At 49.0% G+C, this 22258-nt stretch carries 15 protein-coding genes; 8 read left to right on the top strand and 7 right to left on the bottom strand.

Annotation, left to right across the window (positions count from 1 at the left end):
- Positions 1-161 precede the first annotated feature (161 nt).
- Together pgeF and rluD are read right to left on the bottom strand one after the other, a co-directional pair.
- Positions 162-932 carry a peptidoglycan editing factor PgeF gene (gene pgeF / locus ACTHUT_RS05400; protein WP_440385809.1) on the bottom strand — a complete coding sequence of 257 codons (771 nt, stop codon included), beginning with the start codon at positions 930-932 and terminating at the stop codon, positions 162-164.
- Positions 933-1014: 82 nt separating this feature from the next.
- A complete protein-coding gene (rluD, locus tag ACTHUT_RS05395; RefSeq protein ID WP_070822062.1) occupies positions 1015-2139 on the bottom strand; it encodes a 23S rRNA pseudouridine(1911/1915/1917) synthase RluD in 1125 nt (374 codons plus the stop codon).
- On the opposite strand from rluD, the gene ACTHUT_RS05390 reads away from it, so the two are divergent.
- The 5 genes from ACTHUT_RS05390 (at position 2138) to pflA (ending at position 9297) form a co-directional block, all read left to right on the top strand.
- Positions 2138-2941: an outer membrane protein assembly factor BamD gene (locus ACTHUT_RS05390; protein WP_049328486.1), complete on the top strand. Its 804-nt coding sequence runs from the start codon at positions 2138-2140 to the stop codon at positions 2939-2941. The two genes, rluD and ACTHUT_RS05390, sit on opposite strands and share 2 nt — an antisense overlap.
- 321 nt (positions 2942-3262) lie before the next feature.
- Complete coding sequence (locus ACTHUT_RS05385; protein ID WP_440385810.1) at positions 3263-4420, top strand: ATP phosphoribosyltransferase regulatory subunit; 1158 nt, start codon at positions 3263-3265, stop codon at positions 4418-4420.
- A 43-nt stretch (positions 4421-4463) separates the two neighbouring features.
- Positions 4464-5762: an adenylosuccinate synthase gene (locus ACTHUT_RS05380; RefSeq protein WP_440385811.1), complete on the top strand. Its 1299-nt coding sequence runs from the start codon at positions 4464-4466 to the stop codon at positions 5760-5762.
- Between the two features lie 303 nt (positions 5763-6065).
- Positions 6066-8351 (top strand): formate C-acetyltransferase, encoded by a 2286-nt coding sequence (gene pflB, locus ACTHUT_RS05375; RefSeq protein ID WP_049348204.1) that lies wholly within the window; start codon positions 6066-6068, stop codon positions 8349-8351.
- A gap of 139 nt (positions 8352-8490) precedes the next feature.
- Positions 8491-9297 (top strand): pyruvate formate lyase 1-activating protein, encoded by an 807-nt coding sequence (gene pflA, locus ACTHUT_RS05370; RefSeq protein WP_440385812.1) that lies wholly within the window; start codon positions 8491-8493, stop codon positions 9295-9297.
- Between the two features lie 65 nt (positions 9298-9362).
- Here pflA and ACTHUT_RS05365 read toward each other — a convergent pair whose 3' ends face one another.
- Positions 9363-11075 carry a proline--tRNA ligase gene (locus ACTHUT_RS05365; protein WP_440385813.1) on the bottom strand — a complete coding sequence of 571 codons (1713 nt, stop codon included), beginning with the start codon at positions 11073-11075 and terminating at the stop codon, positions 9363-9365.
- A gap of 496 nt (positions 11076-11571) precedes the next feature.
- Between ACTHUT_RS05365 and fghA the strand changes: the two genes are divergently transcribed.
- The gene (gene fghA, locus ACTHUT_RS05360) at positions 11572-12420 is read left to right on the top strand and encodes an S-formylglutathione hydrolase (RefSeq protein WP_440385814.1); all 849 of its coding nucleotides are present in this window, start codon (positions 11572-11574) and stop codon (positions 12418-12420) included.
- 91 nt (positions 12421-12511) lie between these two features.
- Here fghA and recA read toward each other — a convergent pair whose 3' ends face one another.
- The 3 genes from recA to ACTHUT_RS05345 all read right to left on the bottom strand — a co-directional run bounded on the left by recA (position 12512) and on the right by ACTHUT_RS05345 (position 17708).
- Positions 12512-13558, bottom strand: coding sequence for a recombinase RecA (gene recA / locus ACTHUT_RS05355; RefSeq protein WP_003680794.1), 1047 nt, complete (start codon positions 13556-13558; stop codon positions 12512-12514).
- A 147-nt stretch (positions 13559-13705) separates the two neighbouring features.
- Positions 13706-14998: a 3-phosphoshikimate 1-carboxyvinyltransferase gene (gene aroA, locus ACTHUT_RS05350; RefSeq protein WP_440385815.1), complete on the bottom strand. Its 1293-nt coding sequence runs from the start codon at positions 14996-14998 to the stop codon at positions 13706-13708.
- 145 nt (positions 14999-15143) lie between these two features.
- On the bottom strand, positions 15144-17708 hold the full coding sequence (locus ACTHUT_RS05345; RefSeq protein WP_440385816.1) for a glycoside hydrolase family 66 protein: 2565 nt from the start codon (positions 17706-17708) through the stop codon (positions 15144-15146).
- Positions 17709-18027: 319 nt separating this feature from the next.
- Here ACTHUT_RS05345 and cysG point away from each other — a divergent pair, with 319 nt between their 5' ends.
- Positions 18028-19425 carry a siroheme synthase CysG gene (gene cysG, locus ACTHUT_RS05340; RefSeq protein ID WP_440385817.1) on the top strand — a complete coding sequence of 466 codons (1398 nt, stop codon included), beginning with the start codon at positions 18028-18030 and terminating at the stop codon, positions 19423-19425.
- A 52-nt stretch (positions 19426-19477) separates the two neighbouring features.
- Here cysG and ACTHUT_RS05335 read toward each other — a convergent pair whose 3' ends face one another.
- A complete protein-coding gene (locus tag ACTHUT_RS05335) occupies positions 19478-20083 on the bottom strand; it encodes a CoA pyrophosphatase (protein WP_440385818.1) in 606 nt (201 codons plus the stop codon).
- A 175-nt stretch (positions 20084-20258) separates the two neighbouring features.
- On the opposite strand from ACTHUT_RS05335, the gene ACTHUT_RS05330 reads away from it, so the two are divergent.
- The gene (locus tag ACTHUT_RS05330; RefSeq protein ID WP_440385819.1) at positions 20259-22121 is read left to right on the top strand and encodes a tetratricopeptide repeat protein; all 1863 of its coding nucleotides are present in this window, start codon (positions 20259-20261) and stop codon (positions 22119-22121) included.
- Positions 22122-22258 lie beyond the last annotated feature (137 nt).

The following is a 22258-nucleotide window of genomic DNA, read 5'->3' as shown; positions in this document are numbered from 1 at the left end:
GCAAGCAATAGGGCGAGTGCAGGCAATAGGATTTTTTTCATTGGATATTCCTTCGTTGAAACCGGTTACGGTATCGTCGGATTATAACGAATAATGTTTAGGCCGTCTGAAACCGTAAACGGAAAGTATTTCAGACGGCCTTGTCTTTGATGGCATAAATCTTATTTTTCCAACCAGATCAGGCTGACCATGCGGCCGGTTTGTCCGTCGCGGCGGTAGGAGAAGAAAGTATCGCGTTCCAAAACGGTGCAATGGGTGCCGCCATAAATCATGTTCACGCCTTCGCGGTGCAGAACTATGCGCGCCAAAGCGTAAATGTCTGCAAGGTATTTGCCGCCGCCGATGTCTTCAAACGCATCGGCAGCTTCCGGCATGGGTGTGCAAAACGCATCAAATACATCTTGCCCTACCTCAAACGCATCAGGGCCGATGGCAGGGGCGAGATAGGCCATGATTTCCAACGGCTCGACCTTCATTGCCGCAATGGTGTTTTGCAAAACGCCGCCGGCCAAACCGCGCCAACCCGCATGGGCTGCAGCAACCACCGTCCCTGCTTTGTCGCAAAACAAGACAGGCAGGCAATCGGCAGTCATTGAAGCGCAGGCGACCGTCCCCGTCGTATCCACCGAGGCATCGGCATCAGGCGTATTGCCTAATGCTTCAGCGGCATTTACAACAATGGTGCTGTGGATTTGATTAAGGTAGGCAACAGGCAGACCGACTTGTTCCTGCACGATTTCACGGTTGCGGAGCACGGCTTGCAGATTGTCGCCGACGTGCGAACCGACATTCAGGCTGCGATATACACCTTCGCTGACACCGCCGTTGCGCGTGGTAATAAGCGTTTTAACATTGGCAGGGGCAGGCCAGTCGGCAGTCAAAAAATTCTTGCCTTGCGGGGCGAGGTTTAGGGTTTCTGTGATGGTTTTCATAAAATCTTTAATCGCTGAAATATTGGAACGGATTGATTTCAGACGGCCTCAAATAATATTTTAGGCCGTCTGAAAAATGGGTTTAATCCCTTACATAAACGACTTCGACATCGTAGTCGTCTTCATTCCAATCGTCGTCATCGTCCGTGCCGAATTTCTCCTGCCATTCTTCCTCATTACTTAAAGACGAATCCAAACCGGCTTCCAAACGCAGGACGGAAAGCAGGTGGTACATATCGTCAGGTATAGGTGCTTCAAAAGAAACGGTTTCGCCGGTTTTCGGATGGACAAAGCTCAAGCGGTAGGCATGCAGGGCTTGGCGCGCGCCGAGGGCTTTGACGGCTTCTTTAACCGCGTCGCTGCACGGGTGGCGCAGGTTGCCGTAAACAGGGTCGGCGGCCAGCGGATGGTTGGCTTCGCGCATATGGACGCGGATTTGGTGCGTGCGGCCGGTTTCTAGCGAGCATTCGATGTAGCTGTGTGCCAGATAACGTTCCAACACTTTGACGTGGGTGATGGCAGGTTTGCCGCCGAATTTGACGACTGCCATTTTCAGGCGGTTGTGCGGATCGCGGCCGATTTGGGTTTCGATTTTGCCGTCAAAAGGAACGATGCCGTTGGCGATTGCGCGGTAAATGCGTTTGACTGTGCGCTCTTGAAGCTGTTGAACCAGTGAGTTTTGCGCCGGCAGGGTCTTGGCGACCACCATCAGGCCGCTGGTTTCTTTGTCCAAACGGTGTACGATGCCCGCACGCGGCACTTGGCTTAATTCAGGACAGTGCGCCAGCAGGCCGTTGAGCAGGGTGCCGCTCCAGTTGCCTGCAGCAGGATGGACGACCAATCCGGCCGGTTTGTTGATGACGATGACGGTATCGTCTTCATAAATGATATCCAAATCCATCGGTTCGGGCGTGAACGCGAGGTTTTCTTCGCTCGGACGTACCGTAACGGCAATCAATTCACCGCCTATCATTTTGTCTTTGGGTTGAGCGGGCTTATCGTTTACAATGACTGCACCCTCTTTAATCCACGAACTCAGGCGGCTGCGCGAGTAGTCGGGCATGAGTTTGGCCAATACGGCATCCAGCCTTCCGCCCGCCATTTCGAGCGGAACGGTCAAATTAACACAACTTTCTGTTTCGGGGGATGACGGAAAGTCTAAATCATCGCTATAATCGGCTTCGTTATCAAAGGAAGTATTCTGCATGAAAAAAATTCTTTTAGTAGTTTCTTTAGGTTTGGCACTGAGTGCCTGCGCAAATAAAGGCACAATCGATAAAGACGCCCAAATTACTCAAGATTGGAGTGTGGAAAAGCTTTATGCCGAAGCGCAAGACGAGTTGAACAGCAACAATTATACGCGAGCTGTCAAGTTATACGAAATTTTAGAATCCCGTTTTCCAAACGGCCGCTATGCCCAGCAGTCCCAGTTGGATACGGCGTATGCCTATTATAAAGACGATGAGCCGGAAAAAGCCTTGGCTGCCATTGCGCGCTTCCAACGCCATCATCCGCAACATCCGAATATGGACTACGCGCTGTACTTGAAAGGTTTGGTCCTGTTTAACGAAGACCAGTCTTTCTTGAACAAGCTGGCTTCCCAAGACTGGTCCGACCGCGACCCGAAAGCCAACCGCGATGCTTACCAGGCGTTTGCCGAGCTGGTGCAACGTTATCCAAACAGCAAATACGCTGCCGATGCAACCGAGCGTATGGCCAAGCTGGTGGACGCTTTGGGCGGTAACGAGATGTCTGTGGCGCGTTATTACATGAAACGCGGTGCTTATGTTGCAGCGGTCAACCGTGCGCAAAAAATCGTCAGCCGCTACCAAAATACCCGTTACGTCGAAGAAGCTTTGGCGATGATGGAATTGGCGTACAAAAAACTGGATAAGCCGCAACTTGCTGCCGATACACGCCGCGTTTTGGAAACCAACTTCCCACAAAGCCCGTTCTTGCAACACGAATGGCGATCTGACGATATGCCTTGGTGGCGTTACTGGCGCTAAGCGTCGAGTTGTTCAGGCATGAATAAGGCCGTCTGAAAATGATGCAGCTATGCATTTGGTTTTCAGACGGCCTTTGTTTTTAATGTTTTTTACGTTCTCTGTAAACAGGGTGCAAAATTCGTTTTAATATGGTAAAGTCTGATTTTAATAACTCGACGGTTTGAAGCCGTTACTCAGGGGCTGTTTAAATTTAAAATCAGTTTTGTTGAAGCCGCATCGGATTTGCCGTTGATGCATTCAGGAAAATTTCAGTCGTCAGGCTGATTTGGTTTTAAATTTAAGCAGCCCTTTATGTTTACAAAAAAACAGAGGTAGATTCTCATGAAGTCTTGGCAGCTTCCTGAACACGTCGCCGACGTATTGCCGACCAATGCGCGACAATTGGAAAGCGCCCGTGAGCGGCTGTTGGCTTTGTTCCGCGTGCATGGTTACGAATTGGTACAGCCGCCGTTGATGGAATACAGCCATTCCTTATTGACGCATATCGATGCCGGTTTGTCTTTGAAAACCATTTTGGTCGTCGATCAGCTCAGCGGCCGCCAGCTCGGTATCCGCGCGGATATTACGCCGCAGGTGGCGCGCATTGATGCCCACTTGCTTTCCGCCAATCAAGGCATCAACCGTTTGTGCTATGCCGGTTCGGTGCTTCATGCGCGGCCTGACGGATTGCTCAATATGCGCGAGCCTTTGCAGGCCGGTGCGGAAATGTACGGCTTGGAAGGCATTGAAGCAGACATCGAATTGATTGATTTGATGCTGAAAAGCATGAAAATTGCCGACATGGGCGAAGTTTTGCTTTCATTGGGTCATATCGGCGTATTCCGCGCATTGGCGAATGCTGCGCATTTGGATGAGCAGCAATCGGCAACCCTGTTGTCATTGATGCAGGACAAAGATGCCGAAGCTGTCAGCCAGTTGGTCAAAGAATGGAAACTCGACGGCATGTGGGCAAAAGCGTTTTCACTGTTGCCCCGACTGTACGGCGGTCGCGAAGTGCTGACTTTGGCCCGTGAGAAATTACCGGAATTATCCGCAGTCAGTGCGGCGCTGGATGAATTGCAGGCTGTATGCGATGCGTTCCCAAATCAAAAAGTGCATATCGATTTGTCGGAATTGCGCGTTGACAATTACCATACCGGCTTGCTTTACGCGGCCTATGGTTCAAATCTTTATGATGCCGTGGCACGCGGCGGCCGTTATGACGGATTGGGCGGATACTTCGGACGCGCGCGCCCTGCTGCCGGATTCAGTTTTGATTTGCGCAGCTTTATCGGCCGCCTTCCCGCTATCGGACGGGAGTCCGTGGTGGCGGTCGATATCAAAGACATGCCTGCGGTTCAAGAAGCGGTAGATGCTTTGCGCGAACAAGGACAATGTGTCGTTATCGATTACGGTATCGGCTACAACGGTTCGGAAGAGGTTACAGGCCGTCTGAAACAAGTGGACGGCGTTTGGAAAGTAATCGATTTGAACGATTGAGTTTTATTTTGAAATTTTGTATCTGAAATAAGGTTAGATAGCTATGGCTAAAAATGTTGTCGTAATCGGTGCCCAATGGGGTGATGAAGGCAAAGGTAAGATTGTTGACTGGCTGGCGGAAGAAACCAGCGGTGTTGTACGTTTCCAAGGCGGCCACAATGCCGGCCATACTTTGGTCGTCGGCGGCAAAAAAACCATTTTGCGCCTGATTCCAAGCGGCATTTTGCATGAGACTTTAGACTGCTTCATCGGTTCGGGTGTCGTGGTTTCTCCTGAAGCATTGTTGGGTGAAATCGACGAATTGAAAGCCGCCGGTGTGAAAAACGTTGAAGGCCGTCTGAAAATTGCGCCGACCTGCCCATTGATTCTGCCTTACCACATTGCGCTTGATCAAGCACGCGAAGCTTCACGCGGTAAAAGCAAGATTGGTACAACCGGCCGCGGCATCGGCCCGGCTTATGAAGATAAAGTTGCCCGTCGTGCGATTCGCGTGGTGGACTTGTTGCATCCTGAAAAACTGGTTGAAAAACTGGAAGCTGTTTTGGCCTATTACAATGTCCAGCTGCAACACCTGCACCATGCCGAGCCGGTAAAACTTGAAGACGTGATGGCGGTCATCGAAAAAGTTGCGCCGCGCATTACACCGATGATTACCGATGTTTCCCGTGTTTTGAACGAGAAAAACCGCAAAGGCGAAAGCCTGTTGTTTGAAGGCGCACAAGGTACGTTGCTGGACATCGACTACGGTACTTATCCGTTTGTAACTTCGTCCAACTGCCTGGCAGGTGCTGCTTCTGCCGGTGCAGGCGTAGGTCCGCAAATGCTGGATTACGTTTTGGGTATTGTTAAAGCCTATACGACCCGCGTGGGTTCCGGCCCATTCCCGACTGAATTGTTTGATGAAGTGGGCGCGGGATTGGCTGAGCGCGGTCATGAGTTCGGCTCCGTAACCGGTCGTGCGCGTCGTTGCGGTTGGTTTGACGCGGCTGCGTTGAAACGCTCCATTCAAGTTAACGGTATTTCCGGCATGTGCATTACCAAGCTGGACGTGATGGACGGTATTGAAAACATCAATATCTGCGTAGGCTATGAATTGCCTGATGGCAGCAAAACCGACATTCTGCCTTGCGGCTCTGACGCGGTGGAAACCTGCAAACCGATTTACGAAACCATGCCGGGCTGGAGCGAGTCGACTTTCGGCGTGAAAGAGTACGACAAGCTGCCTGAAAACGCTAAAGCTTACCTGAAACGTATTGAAGAAGTTTGCGGCGCGCCTGTGGCCATTGTTTCAACCGGTCCTGACCGTGAAGAAACCATCGTTTTGCACCATCCGTTTGCTTAATTGATGAAGTGAATAAAGGCCGTCTGAATGTTTCAGACGGCCTTTATATATGCAATGCAATAAAAAATCAGCCCTGAAAGACGTCTGCCTTCAGGGCTGAATTTTGTATTTTACGCCGTTTTGAAGTACGAATGTTTGGAAAGTGAGATGTAGTGCCAAGTAACAATTATTCTCATTGACGTAAATCAAGAAAAACCAAATCTGTAATTTTATTTCACAAAAACCCCTGTAAATAAATGGGTATTGATGTTATCCTTTCAGAAAATTTACAGTCTATATTTTCAATAAAATTAGGAGCTTGATATGTCAAATGATGTTCAGCAACGTCCTGCCGCTTGGGAAGGTTTTGTCGGTGGCAACTGGGAAACCAACGTAGATGTCCGCGATTTTATTCAAAAAAACTACACGCCATATGAGGGTGATGCTTCATTCTTAGCACCTGCAACCGAAGCCACAACCAAGCTGTGGGCGGAAGTGATGGAAGGCATCAAGGTTGAAAACCGTACGCACGAGCCGTATAAAATCGACGCGCAAATCGTCTCCGGCATTACCAGCCATGCTCCAGGCTATATCGACAAAGATTTGGAAACTATTGTCGGCCTGCAAACAGACGAGCCTTTGAAACGCTCGATCATGCCGTTTGGCGGTTTGAAAATGGTGCAAGACGCGTGCAAAGTGTACAACGTCGAATTGAATCCCGAAGTCAGCGAAATTTTCACCAAATACCGCAAAACCCACAACCAAGGCGTGTTTGACGTTTATACGCCCGACATCCGCCGTTGCCGTAAATCAGGCGTGATTACCGGCCTGCCGGATGCTTATGGCCGCGGCCGTATTATCGGCGACTACCGCCGCGTGGCATTGTACGGTATCGACTTCTTGATGAAAGACAAACTCAACCAGTTCAACTCACTGCAAGCCGATTTGGAAAACGGTGTGGACTTGGAAGAAGTCATCCGCCGTCGCGAAGAAATCAACGAACAATACAAAGCCTTGGGTCAAATGAAAGAAATGGCGGCTTCTTACGGCTACGACATTTCCGGCCCTGCAAAAAATGCACAAGAAGCCATCCAATGGACTTACTTCGCCTACCTTGCCGCCGTTAAATCTCAAAACGGCGCAGCGATGTCCTTCGGCCGTGTATCTTCATTCTTGGATATTTACATTGAACGCGACCTGAAAAACGGTGTGATTACCGAAACCCAAGCGCAAGAATTTATCGACCACTTGGTAATGAAACTGCGTATGGTTCGTTTCCTGCGTACGCCGGAATACGACCAACTCTTCTCCGGCGACCCGATTTGGGCAACCGAATCCATCGGCGGTATGGGCTTGGATGGCCGTACCTTGGTAACGCGCACCAACTTCCGCGTGCTGCACACCCTGTACAACATGGGTCCGTCTCCTGAGCCAAACATCACCGTATTGTGGTCAGAACAACTGCCGCAAGGCTTTAAAGAATTCTGTGCCAAAGTATCCATCGATACTTCGTCCATCCAATACGAAAACGACGATTTGATGCGCCCTGACTTCAACAGCGACGACTACGCCATTGCCTGCTGCGTCAGCCCGATGGTGGTCGGCAAACAAATGCAGTTCTTCGGCGCACGCGCCAACTTGGCAAAAACCCTGCTGTATGCAATCAACGGCGGGGTGGACGAGAAATCTAAAGAGCAGGTTGGTCCGAAAACCGAGCCGATTATGGACGAAGTTTTGGACTACGACACTGTCTTTGAGCGCATGGACAAATTCATGGATTGGCTGGCAACCCAATACGTTACCGCGCTGAACATTATTCACTACATGCACGACAAATACAGCTACGAAGCCGCGCTGATGGCGTTGCATGACCGTGATGTGAAACGCACTATGGCATGCGGTATTGCCGGTTTGTCTGTGGCCGCCGACTCGCTGTCCGCCATTAAGTACGCCAAAGTCAAACCGATTCGCGACGAAAACGGTATTGCTGTCGACTTCGAAATCGAAGGCGAATACCCACAATTCGGTAACAATGACGACCGCGTGGACGACATCGCCTGCGACTTGGTGGAACGCTTCATGAAAAAAGTGGCCACCCACAAAACTTACCGCAACGCCACTCCGACTCAGTCTGTGTTGACCATTACTTCCAACGTTGTTTACGGTAAGAAAACCGGTAATACTCCGGACGGCCGCCGTGCAGGCGCTCCGTTTGGTCCGGGTGCAAACCCAATGCACGGCCGCGATGTCAACGGTGCAGTCGCTTCATTGACTTCCGTAGCCAAACTGCCATTTGAGTTTGCCAAAGACGGTATTTCCTACACCTTCTCTATTATTCCCGGCGCGTTGGGTAAAGATGAGCATTCTCGTGAACGCAACCTTGCCGGTTTGATGGACGGTTATTTCCACCATGAAGAAGGAGAAGTGGAGGGCGGCCAACACTTGAACGTCAACGTATTGAACCGCGAAACTTTGGAAGATGCGATGCATCATCCGGAGAAATATCCACAGTTGACCATTCGCGTGTCCGGCTATGCGGTTCGCTTTAACTCGCTGACCCGCGAACAACAGCTTGACGTGATTACCCGTACGTTCACTGAAACCATGTAATCCGGGTTGAGAAACAAACCAAAAGCTAAATTTGCATTTGGTTTGTTTTGAAACAAAGCTCCAAGGCCGTCTGAAATGTTCAGACGGCCTTTATTATCGTACAATTCACATCAGCAAAATTATTTTTGAGCCGAACACTATGTCCACGACTTTTGCGATCACTCCCGAGCCGGAACTGAAAAATCTTGGTCACCGCCACTATAACGGCAAAGGCATTATTCATTCGATTGAATCTTGCGGCGCTGTCGATGGTCCGGGTTTGCGCTATGTTCTCTTTTTGCAAGGTTGTCTGATGCGTTGCCTTTATTGCCATAATCGCGATACTTGGGATTTGCATACCGAGCAGGCGCAGGAATTGGATGTGGCAACCGTGATGAAGCAGGTCATGACCTATCGCCATTATTTGCGTGCGACAGGCGGAGGCGTAACGGCAACCGGCGGCGAGCCGTTATTGCAATATGAGTTTGTACGCGATTGGTTTACGGCCTGTCGGGAACACGATATCCATACCTGTCTCGACAGTAATGGCTATGCTTTGCACTATGATTCGATTTTGGATGATTTGCTCGATCATACCAATTTGGTCATGCTCGACTTGAAACAAATCGATCCTGAAATTCATAAAGTGCTCGTCGGTATTCCCAATACCAAAACGCTGAAATTCGCGCGCTATCTTGCCGAACGCAATCAGCCGATGCGGGTGCGTTATGTGGTTGTTCCCGGTTATACCGATGATGAGCGGTCGGCGCATTTATTGGGCGAGTTTATCGGTGATATGGATAATGTCGAAATGGTCGAGCTTTTACCGTATCACGAATTGGGCGCACACAAATGGGCTTTGTGCGGTGACGAATACAAGTTAAAAGGCGTACATCCGCCGCCTAAAGAAACCATTTTAAAAATCAAAGAAATATTAGAGAGTTACGGAAAAAATATTATTTATTAAAACAGAAAAAGGCCGTCTGAAACGAAATAATCAGTTTCAGACGGCCTTTTTATCATTGAAAAAACTTAAGCGTTCAATGCGGCCAAAACTTTGGTAACAACTTCTGAGACTGCAACGGCTTGAGCCTGATTGTCACGGCGTTCGGCATATTCGACATTACCTTCTTTTAAGGCGCGATCGCCGATGACGATGCGGTGAGGAATACCCAACAGCTCGGAGTCATTCAGCAATACGCCCGCACGTTCGTCGCGGTCATCCAACAATACATCTGCACCGGCAGCCAAAAGCTCGGCATAGATTTTGTCAGCGGCTTCGCGTACAGCTTCTGATTTTTTGTAGTTCATCGGCACGATCACAACTTCAAACGGCGCCATTGCTTTGGTCCAAACAATGCCTTTTTCGTCATTGTTTTGCTCGATGGCGGCGGCAACAACGCGGGTAATACCGATACCGTAGCATCCCATTTCCATGATTTGGGATTTTCCGTTATTGTCCAAGAAGCTGACATTCATGGCTTGGGTATATTTGTCGCGCAATTGGAAGACATGGCCGACTTCAATACCGCGCGCCAGTTTCAGACGGCCTTGTTCGTCAGGGCTGATATCGCCTTCGATGACATTGCGTAAATCGACAAATTCAGGCTCGGCAGCATCTCGGCCGAAGTTGAAGCCGGTATAGTGGTAGTCGTCTTCGTTCGCGCCGATAACCCAGTCTGCGCCTTTTTCGGTGGCGAAATCCGCATAGACTTTGCCTTTGAAGTTGACAGGGCCGAGAGAGCCGCCGTTTGCACCGAACTGTTCAACAATTGCGGCAGGGCTTGCCATGGTCAGCGGTGATTTCACGCCGGCCAGTTTTTCTGCCTTAATATCGTTAAACTCATGGTCGCCACGCAACAGCAGCAGGACGAGTTCGCCTTCGTTTTCGCCTTCGACTACGATGGATTTAAGGGTTTGTTCAACCGGAATATTGAGGAATTCAACCAAAGACTCAATGGTTTTGACGTTTGGCGTATGTACTTTGGTCAATTCGGCCTGAGCGGCGGCGCGTTCGCCTTTAAGCGGCAAAGTCGGTGCCAGCTCGATATTGGCGGCGTAATCGGAAGTATCGCTGTATGCGATAACGTCTTCGCCGCTTTCAGCCAATACTTGGAATTCGTGAGAGCCGGTACCGCCGATGCTGCCGGTATCCGCAGCAACAGGACGGAATTCCAAACCCAAACGGGTGAAGATACGGCAATAAGCGTCGTACATATCTTGATAGGTCGTCTGAAGCGAGGCATAGTCGGCATGGAAGGAATAAGCGTCTTTCATGACGAACTCGCGCGCACGCATCACACCGAAGCGCGGACGCACTTCATCGCGGAATTTGGTTTGGATGTGGTAAAAGTTTTTCGGCAGTTGTTTATAGCTGTTGACTTCTTTGCGTACGATGTCGGCAATGACTTCTTCACAAGTCGGACCCATGCAGAAATCGCGGTCATGACGGTCTTTCAGGCGCAGCAGTTCTTTACCGTAAAACTCCCAGCGGCCGGATTCCTGCCACAGCTCGGCAGGTTGTACCACCGGCATCAGCAGCTCCACGCTACCTGCGCGGGCCATTTCTTCGCGCACGATATTTTCAACTTTGCGCAATACGCGCAGACCCATCGGCATCCAAGTATAAAGACCGGATGCGTTGGCTTTGATCAAACCGGCACGAATCATCAGCTTGTGGCTGGCAAGTGCGGCTTCGGCAGGAGCTTCTTTAAGGGTGGAAATGAAGAACTGGGAGGCTTTCATGGCGTATTTTTCTTTCTTAAAAATAAGTGCGTATTGTAACGCAAAATGTATGGCCGCGTGTCTTTTGAATGGCATCTGATGAAATAGGCCGTTGTTTTACGCAGCTTTTGATTCGGGGCGATTTTTAGGGATGTCAACCCTAATTTATGCACAAAGCCGCATAACCTTGTTTTACCTATAAATTTTCACTGTATGATTATAGTAAAATCTTATAAATATAACTATTTGATTTTATTGAATTTTATTTGATTAAATTTTAGTCAATTTAAGATTTGGTTTGTTCCTAAAGAAAATTTTACGATTACCCAAAGCTTATCAACAGATTTATCCACAGAGATTGTGTATAGATTTTAAATGCTGTCGGCGTAATGATTTCGCATGATTGGCAAGCCTTGATTAAAGTAGATTGGGTCGCCTTAAAAAGATGGGAGAGCAACACGACGGGTGGGTTTTGCGCTAACATTCTGCTTATTGTTGTTTCCTTACAAGGAATAAAATGAAAAATTCAGAATTGCATTTGCTGGAACGCAGAAAGATGTTTAACGGGCATCAGGAACGCTACCGCCATTTTTCTCAAACCTGCCGGACGGATATGGTATTTGATGTCTATCTGCCGCCACAAGTCTTAAAAGGTTATCCCGCGCCTGTTTTATATTTTCTTTCCGGCTTAAATAGTGATGGTTCTGAATTGGTTCGGCAAAGCGGAATCCAACGTTTTGCGGCACAATGGAATATTATTGTGGTTTTTCCGGATACCTCGCCACGCGGTCAGCATGTTGCCGACAGTGAAGAGCATTATCTTGGACAGGGCGCCGGATTTTATGTCAATGCAACTGAAGCACCTTGGGCGCAGCATTATCAAATGGAAAGCTATATCAGCCAAGAATTGCCTGATTTGATCGAGCATCATTTTCCGGTAACGCAAGAGCGAAGCATTGCAGGTTTCAGCATGGGCGGGCATGGCGCGCTGCATTTGGCTTTGAAGCATCCTGGCCGATATGTTGCGGTTTCTGCCTTTGCGCCTTTATGTCATCCAATCGATACGGAAGGCGGCAGGCAGGCGTTTTCAGCTTATTTGGGTCAAAACGTGGAAACATGGAAACGCTATGACAGTACAGAACTGCTTCAGACGGCCTCGCCTAAATTGCCTGTTTTGATTGATGTCGGTAGTGAAGATGCTTTGTACCCTGAAGTCCTGCAACCCGAAGGGTTTGTCCGCTCAGCACGAGAGAAAGGTTTCAATATCCAATATAAAGTCCGTCCGGGCTATGGCCATGATTATTTCTTTATTGCCAGCTTTATTGATTCGCATATTGAGTTTCACGCTCAGGCATTAGGACTCTAAACTATATTAAATAAAGGCCGTCTGAAATCCGATTAATGGTCAGATTTCAGACGGCCTTTATTTGGTCTTTAACCTTTAATTTCAAACAGACTTATTCTTCAGGACGTTCGCCGTCGGTGTCGTCCAATTTGCCTTCGGTAATATCGACATTGATACCGACTGCCGCACGGATTTTGGCATCGATTTCGTTGGCGATATCAGGGTTTTCTTTCAGCCAAACGCGTACATTGTCTTTACCTTGGCCGATTTTTGCGCCGTTGTAGCTGTACCATGCACCGGATTTCTCAACGATGTCATGTTTGACGCCCAAGTCGATCAATTCGCCTTCCCAGCTGATGCCTTCGCCGTAAAGAATATCGAATTCGGCTTGACGGAATGGAGGCGCAACTTTGTTTTTGATGACTTTGACTTTGGTTTCGTTACCAATCACGTCATCGCCTTTTTTAATCTGACCGGTACGGCGGATGTCGAGGCGGACGGAGGCATAGAATTTGAGCGCGTTACCGCCGGTTGTGGTTTCAGGGCTGCCGAACATCACGCCGATTTTCATACGGATTTGGTTAATGAAAACAACCAATGTATTGGTGCGTTTGATGTGGCCGGTGAGTTTGCGCAGGGCTTGGCTCATCAGGCGGGCTTGCAGGCCGACGTGGCTGTCGCCCATTTCGCCTTCGATCTCGGCTTTAGGTACAAGTGCGGCTACGGAGTCGACAACGACCATATCGATACCGCCGGAGCGTACCAAGGTATCGCATATTTCCAATGCCTGTTCACCGGTATCAGGTTGGGAGAGATAGAGTTCTTCGACTTTTACGCCGAGTTTGCGGGCGTAAATCGGGTCAAAAGCATGCTCGGCATCGATGAATGCGCAAATGCCGCCATTTTTTTGGCATTGGGCAATGGCCTCGAGACAGAGTGTGGTTTTACCGGAGGATTCCGGGCCGAAAATTTCAACCACACGGCCGCGGGGCAGGCCGCCGACGCCGAGCGCCAAGTCCACGCCGAGGGAGCCGGTGGAAATAACATCAAGGTTTTCTTCCTGTTGGCTGCCGTCCATTTTCATGATGGAGCCTTTGCCGAAGTTTTTTTCGATTTGGGCAAGGGCGGCGGCTAAGGCTTTGCTTTTTTCGTCTGACATGTTTTCTCTCCGAAAGGAAATATGAATCGCTAAGAATTTATTTAGCTATTATCGCACAAATTAAGAAAAAGTATAGTTTTATTTTTGTTTTTCAGACGGCCTGTGTTTTTTGTATGCAACAGGCCGTCTGAAATGTTGAATAATCAATTAGTTGGTCAATGATGCAAAAACTTGGAAATACTCGGGGAAAGTTTTATGCGTACATTTTGGGTCGTTGATGATGACGGGGACGCCCAAAAGCGAAACCAGCGAGAAACACATGGCCATACGGTGGTCGTCGTAAGTATCGATGACGGCATCGGGGGTAAGCGTTTCGGGCGGTGTAATATGGATGGCTTCGGCTTCTTCAACGACTTCTGCGCCCAGTTTGCACAGTTCGGTTGCCATGGCAGCGATACGGTCGGTTTCTTTGACGCGCCATGAGCCGATATTGCGCAGGGTGCAGGGCCGTTTGGTGGCCAATGCAACAATGGCCAAGGTCATGGCCGCATCAGGAATATGGTTGGCATCTAAATCAAAAGCCTGAACCTTGCGCTCGGCAGGACGGGAAATTTCTACAAAATTTTCGCCCCAAATGACATCCGCACCGATTTTCTCCAATTCGCGAGCGAAGGCAACATCGCCTTGAATGCTGTGTGCGCCGATACCGGTTACGCGGATGGGGGTACCGGCAATCAGGCCTGCACCCAAGAAGTAAGACGCGCTGGAGGCATCGCCTTCTACATATAAATGCTCGGGCGCATGATATTTGGCACCGGCCGAGATTTTAAATACACGGTAGTCTTCATTGATGATGTCCACACCGAACTGCGCTATCAGCTTGAGCGTGATGTCAATATAAGGTTTGGAAATCAACTCGCCTACCATGTGGATTTCAAATGCTTGTCCCGTCAAGGGCAAAGCCATCAGCAGGGCGGTCAGGAATTGGCTGGAAACATTGCCTTTAATTGGAATAACGCGCTCGCCGTTGTCTTGGCGTTTGCCGATCTGAAGAGGCGGATAGTTTTCATTGCCCAAATATTGTACGTCCGCTCCGGCAATACGCAACGCGTCGACCAAATCGCCGATAGGGCGTTCGTGCATACGCGGTACGCCATGCAGATGATAGTCGCCGCCCAAAACGGCAAGTGTGGCAGTCAAGGGACGGAATGCCGTACCGGCATTGCCTAAAAACAAATCGGCGGATTGGTTGGGAAAGCGGCCGCCGGTGCCATGAACTTTCAGACGGCCTTCAGGTAAAGATTCAATTTGCACGCCGAGTTTGTCGAGTGCTTCAAGCATTCGGTCGGTGTCGTCGGATTTGAGCAAAGAATGGATTTCGCAAACGTTGTCGGAGAGTGCTGCCAAGAGCAGCGTGCGGTTGCTGATGCTTTTGGAACCGGGCAGGGCAACGGTAGAGGGCTTGAGTGTAGAAGCGGGCAGGCGGATGGATTCGGTCATGGCTAGACTAAGCTCGTTTGAGTTGTAAATTAGACCGATATTATACGCAGGCAAAGGCCATCTGAAAAATGGAAGTGGCGTTGCAGGCAAGAAAAGCCGGACTCTTTTTGAAAGTCCGGCTTTAGGGTGCCCGATATTTTAATGGTTAACCCAAAATATGCATTAACTGGTCAATGTTGAACGTACCTTCGTCAAAGCGGAATTCGCTGACTGAGGGGATTTTTTGACCTTGGGCGTCGGTATGGATGTCGGCATATTGGTGGTCGATGGTGATGAGGTCGTTGTGATTGTTTTCGCCACGAATGGTGATGTTCCAAGTCGTGCCGTCTTTTTCGTTGACCGTTTCGAGCGACAGATCCGAGAGGGAAATGCCAACGCCGAATTGGATGGCGTTTGTGCCGTGATGGTCGAAAATGGTGTCATAGCCTTCGCCGCGATTGAATACATAGGTATCGTTACCGGCTTCGCCGTGCAATATATCGTCCCCTAAGCCGCCAAACAGTGTGTCGTTGCCAGCGCCTCCGTGAAGGATATCGTTACCTGCTTCGCCCAACATAGTATCGTTACCGGCGCCGCCATACAGCGTGTCATTGTCTAAACCGCCGTTCAGATGGTCATTGCCACCGCCTCCGTAGAGAATATCGCTGCCGGCATCGCCGTTGATGACGTCGTCGCCGGTGCCGCCGGACAATTTGTCATTGCCGCTGCCGCCGTGAATCTCATCATTGCCCCGGTTACCGTAGATGATGTCTTCGCTTTCAGTACCTTTGATATGGTCGTCGGCGTGGGTGCCGTTGAATGTGGTTTTGCCGTCGGCAAAGGTTTGGCTGACGCTTGCCTGTCCTAAATTGCTGACATAAAGCATATCCCAGACATCCAGGCTCGGGACGGTGACTTCCAGTGCCACCGGTTTGCCGTTTTCATAGATGACGGAAGATTCCAATGTGTGCATGGATATATCGTCTGAGTCGGGGGAAGCCAGTTGTACGATGGCTTGCTCGGCCTGTTCTGCGCTGATTTCCATATCAAACGGGATTCTGACTTTAGGATTGTCGAGATTCAGCGTGTGGTGGTTGGAGCTGTTCCAATTGGTGTCTTTGTCGAGGCCTGCGAGATTGATTAATTGGACAACTCGGCCGCCGTCTGCGGTGGCCTTGGTCCATGTATAAACTTTGCCTCCTTCGCCTGAGGTGGAAGTCATGTCGTAGCCGTCGGATGCTACGATGGAGGCATGACTGTCTTTGAGTTCAACCAAGCCTTCGCCGCGAAGCAGCTCCTCATAGGCGGTAATGAATTGTTGATAGTTGAATTCTGATTTGGCTAGGGTTTCGTTGGTTTTGAGCGTTTGAGCGGGATAGTATGGATCTTGCAAAATACCAAAACCATGTGCGTTTTTATCCGGGTGGTTGTTGAGTGCGGCAACAGTCATGTGGTAGCCGCCACTCGCTGCGATAACGGCATCGACCAGCAATTCGTTGTCCGGATTGAGTTCGGAAGAATGATCTTCCGGGTGGGTACCTTTTTGAGTATAGGCGGCAATAATCGGGAAAACGTGATTGTAATCGTACAGACGGCCTACCAAGCGTTTAAGCTCGGCATAGTTGTGGTTTTCATAATGGGTATTTCCGGCTGTATCTTTAAAATCGCGCGGCCAGATTTCTGAGTAAGGAACATCCATGCCGGTGGTGGATAAGACATCGGCCCTGCCTGTGCTGATGTCGTTGATCATATAAGTTTGACCGTAATCGTGTAACTTTTCCGCAGCCGCGGCTGACAAATCGTCATAACCGTCAGACATTCTGAAGTTTTCAGTCTTTTGGCCGTTTTGTATTTTGTAAACGAGGTTATCACCCATGGTATCGGCCTGCCAGCCGTCGAAGCCGCCTGTTTTCAGGGCTTTGATCATGGTATTGACGATATAGTTTTGCCAGCTTTTGTCGGCAGGATCGACGAATTGTTGTACGGATGTTTTGGTTTCTGCACCGGCTTTGCCGAAGTTGGAATGCTCTTGGGCATTGTAGAGTTTGACATTATTTAAAATGTCTTTGATGGCCGGGTTATCGAGTTCGTCATTGGAGGCGGCGTTAAGCATATTGTAGAGCATGGCACTGCCGCCTTTTTCGTGAATTTTGTTCACGAGGTTTTTAATCAGTAGGGTATCGATTTGGGGAGGGTTGGGTTGGCCGTTGTTGACAGCCCAAGTCGCCCATTCTTGCTTGAAGCTGTTGACGTTTGGAAATGGATTGGAGGTTGTGTCGTACACATCATAGAAGAAATAATTGTTGATGTGCATTTGTGCCAGTTGCTCGATATTGTTTTGATAGCCTGCGAGCTGGTCATTGGTCATGGAGTTGTTTCGTTCTGCCGAATTATCGTTAGATCCCGCCACTACGCCATAGCGGGGAAAAATGGTCCAGTCGTCTTCGACAGACAAACCCAGTGTTTTGCTGGTGTGGTTGCCGGTGTTGTCAACGGTTTCTACTTTGACGACGTAGCCTGAATTGGGTGAAAAAATATCGGAAGAAAGTTTGACGGTGGTTGAGTTCAGATGATCCAATTTTTGGATTTCTGTACCTAAATGGCTGACGGTAACAGAGGTGATTTTGTCTGTCGCATTGGAGATGTTCAGAATAACATCATCGCCGTTGGTATAGGCTGCCTTGTTAAAGAGAATAGTCGGTAAAGGGGCTGTTTTTGCTTCAGTTGTCATGCTGTATATTCGCTTCTAAATATTATATTTTGAAATTGCCTTAACAAATTAATATCACTTAAGTTGTTGATATGGATAATTGTTAAGACTTTTTAGTAGGAAGAGCGGAAAATAAGTTCCCCGTTTGATAGCAAATATCTAAAATAATTCGGTTTATGATTGAAATTCAAAAAGGCCGTCTGAATGTTTTGTTATTCGAAAGACGGTTTTTTCAGACATATAACCAAACACCATAAGAAAATCAGAAACCATTCTTTCCTATTTTTTCAGACGGCCTTTAATATCGGCGGATAATCATTGATAAAGCAAGAACACGACCATGAGCCATTATCCTTTGTTTGCCGATTTGAAAAACCGCCCTGTTTTACTGGCAGGTGCGGGTAAGGTTGCCGAGCGCAAGGCGGAAAGTCTGTTGTCTGCCGGAGCGCGCGTGCGTGTTGTTGCGGAAACTTTGAATCCGCAGTTTCAGCAATGGGCGGCTGAAGGGAAAATAGTTTGGCTGGGCGGCTTGTTTGAAGAAGCCATGTTGGACGAGGTATATTTCGTTATTGCGGCGACGGATGACGGTGTGTTTAACCGCCGTGTTTTTGAAGCGGCGGAACGACGGGCGAAATTGTGCAATACGGTGGATACGGCGGACTTGTGTTCGTTTATCGTGCCTGCCGTGGTGGATAGGGGGCCGTTGAAGATAGCCATATCCAGCGGCGGTACTGCGCCTGTATTGGCGCGGAAATGGCGGCAGATGATCGAGACATTGATTCCGCTGCATACGGGCACGATGGCGCGTATTGCCGGTAAATGGCGCGAAAAGGTTAAGCAAACGCTGAATAATGTCGAACAACGCCGTTATTTTTGGGAAAAGTTGTTTGACAGCCGTTTCGGTATTTTTGCGGCTCAAAACAATATCGAGGCGGCGGAACGCGAATTGATCACGCAGTTAAACCGGGAAACGCCGTTTGGCGGCGAAGTGGTCTTGGTGGGGGCAGGGCCGGGCGATCCGGGCTTGCTGACCATACATGCTTTGCAGGCGATTCAGGCTGCGGATACCGTGTTTTACGATGCTTTGGTGTCGGATGAGATTTTGGCGATGGTGCGTAAAGATGCGGTGAAAATCAGCGTGGGCAAACGGGCCGGCGCACACCATGTCCAGCAGGAAGAAACCAACCGTCTATTGGTTGAACACGCTCAAAAAGGCGAGCGCGTAGTGAGGTTGAAAGGCGGCGATCCTTTTGTGTTCGGGCGCGGCGGGGAGGAAGTGCAAACCCTGCATCATGCCGGAATTGCTTACCGCATTGTGCCGGGCATTACTGCCGCGCTTGGTGCCACTGCTTATGCCGGTATTCCGTTAACCCATCGCGATTGTGCGCAAAGTGCGTTATTTGTAACCGGCCACAGCAAACACGAGGGCAACCAGCCCGATTGGCAGACTTTGGCTTTAAGCCGCCAAACGTTGGTAATTTATATGGGGACGCTTAAAGCGACCGAGATTGCGGAAAAACTGATGGCTTATGGCAGACAGCCTTCTACGCCTGTCGCCGTGATTTCCAATGGGACTTTACCGAATCAAACCGTGCGGACAGGCCGTCTGAAAGATTTGGGCTTGCTGGCTGCCGAAGCGGAGCGTCCGGCTTTAATGGTGATTGGCGAAGTGGTCGCCCTGCGCAATGAGATGAAATGGTTCGGAGAAGGTATCGAATATTTCGAAGAAGCTGCGTAAAGAGAATGGATTAAATCAGGCCGTCTGAATATTGATTTCAGACGGCCTTGTCTTATTTAAAAGCTTGGCAATATTGCTGATAACGTTCTGCCAGTCCGTATAGAATGAGTGCGGTCAGCCCCCAGATGTCGTAGCGTTGGAAAGGCAGGGCGGGGAGGGCGAGGGTTTGATTGTTGTGATGAAGCCGGCGGAATGTGTAGTTTTGCAGGTTTAAGGCGAAATCCAAAGGCAGATAAAAAATTTCAGCTACTTCGTCGGGATTGGCTTTGGGGTTGACGGGCTGGATGCAAATTGCCGGAACAGGCGTAACACGATAGCCGGTAGGTGTGTCATAAAAGGGTAGCGGCGTAAAAGTTTGCCATACGGTAATCGGAATGGCGGTTTCTTCATAAGCTTCTCTTAACGCCGTTGCCGTTAGGCTGTCGTCTTGGGCATCTTTGCGGCCGCCGGCAAAGGCGATTTGCCCGGTGTGCTGCCTTAAGGTATCAGCTCTTTTGGTCAGTAAAATTTGCCACGTTCCTTCATGCAAGACAATACCGACCAAAACGGCTGCTTCTTTGACCGTGTGGGCGGTAAATAATTGATTGCGCTCTGCTTGCATACGGCTGCTGAAGTGTGAAGTTTGAGTGAAGAAATGGATAATTTGATCGGTATCCATCTTTGATGCTGATGGTTTTATGCAGATGAGGATTACACAAGGTTTACGGTTGCTGTGTCAACAAAATAGGGTGCGTGTGTTACAGTTATGCCTGAATGATAAATAAAGCTTTGCGTCTGTTCTGCAAGTGCTTAGGCCGTCTGAAAATGTCGGCAGGTTCTCAAAAAGGATAGTTATGTTGTTTTCCCCATCCCGTATTCGAGTAGCAGCTGCGGCTGTCATGATGTTGTTTGCTACACAAACTTTTGCCGCGCCCGGCGATTCAAAGGCTGTTTTTGAATCGGCTAAGATTATTAAAAAGAAAAGCCGTGCCGACCGTTTTTCTCCCGAAGAGCGCGAACAGGAGCGGATACGTCTGTTGGGTATACAAAACCGCACCTCGCAGGTTTTTACTTTGTTAAATTCAGAACTGGCCTTGCAAAAGGGCGATGCGGCTTCTGCGCTGTTTACTTATATTTTGACTTTGCATCGCACCAAATCTCCTGAAGTGGCCGAACGTGCTTTGGAGATGGCGGTTTCGTTAAACGCGTTTGAACAGGCTGAAGCCATTTACCAAAAATGGCGCGAAATCGAGCCGGAGCCTGGTGAAACACAAAAGCGTATGACTTGGTTGCGCAATTTGCTGCTGGGTAAAGCCGATAAGAATTTGAGCGGATTGGACAAGGTGATTGCCGGCGGTAGCGAAGACGAGCAAAAGCGCGTGTTCCTGCTTTTGGCGCAAACCGCAGCCCAACAGCCGAATCTGACCAGCGATGCAGTCAAACAGGTGCATAAAACGGCCTTGAATTATAAAGATTTTCCAGAAGCGGCGATTGCAGATGCAATTTTTAGTGCAAAAGACGGTCAAAAGAAACATGCCATTGCCGCATTGCAACGTTTGGCCAAGTTGGACAACGAAATTCTACCGCCGACTTTTGTTACCCTGCGTCTGATGGCGCAACGGCATCCTGATATTCTGGACGGCTTTTTCAAAGAGACAGACACCAAAACCTTATCTCCGATTTGGCAGGAATTGGACATCGCCAATTTGATCGCCCATGGCCAAAATGATAAGGCTTTTAAGCGTTTACAGACTTTGTTGGAAGAAAATCCTAACCCTGATTTGTATATTCAGGCCGCCTTATTGTCAGCCAGCAAGACGGAAAATATTTCTGCGGTAAACAGCTATCTGGAAAAGGCTTATAAAGTCGGTACAGAAGAGCAGCGCAGCCGTGCGGCGTTGATTGGCGCGGTTTCTTATAATGATATTGAAGAATTGGCCAAAGCCAAACAATGGCTGGATAAGGTAACGGCTACGGCTTATACATTTGATAAAACCATTTTGGCCGCTTCCATCGAAGCCAAACAGGGCAACCATAAAGAGGCTTGGGCTTTGGTACAACGCGCACAAAAAATGCCCGAGCAAAGAGGACGTTATTTTGAAGCTAAGGATTTGTTGAGTACGGCTTTGTTCGTATTGTCTAAAAATACCAATCTTCAAGAATCGTTGAACGCTTTAAACAGCTTGGTAAATTCCACCGAAAAATCCTTGAAAACCCAAGCTTCTCCGGAGCTGCTTGCCAATGTGTTGTATCAGCGTTCGATGGTTTATGAGAAGCTGAATCAGCCAGGCAAGGCGATTGCCGATTTACGCCGTGTGGTAGAGCTGTATCCGGATAATCCGCACGGTTGGAATGCTTTGGGCTATACCTTGTTGTCCAACGGCAAGGATTTGGACGAGGCATTCAAAATGGTTCAGACGGCCTATCAAATGGAGCCGGAAAGCGCAGCCATTAATGACAGTGTAGGCTGGGCTTATTATCTTAAAGGCGATGCACAAACAGCTTTGCCGTATATCCAATATGCCTACGAAAAAGAACCTGAAGCCGAAGTCGCCGCACATTTGGGCGAAGTCCTATGGACGCTTGGCGACCAAGACAAGGCCAAAGAAATCTGGAATGACGGCTTGAAACGCGGAAGCAATCTCCGAGTATTGAAAGAGACAATGTCCAAATTCGGCATAACGCCCAGCAAACCGCATACTCAAAAACACAAATAAAACCAAAAGACCGTCTGAAAAGCGTTTGATTTCAGACGGCCTATGAAGGAATATCCATGAATTTAAAACAATTATCATCGGTTGCAGCCTTATTGCTTTTGGCTGCCTGTGCGCAGCCAAACTTACCTCAGCAAAAC

This window comes from Neisseria sp. P0022.S010 (assembly GCF_051956635.1).
Note: the sequence above shows the minus strand (reverse complement) of the source record. Positions and strands in the feature narration are given on the sequence as shown.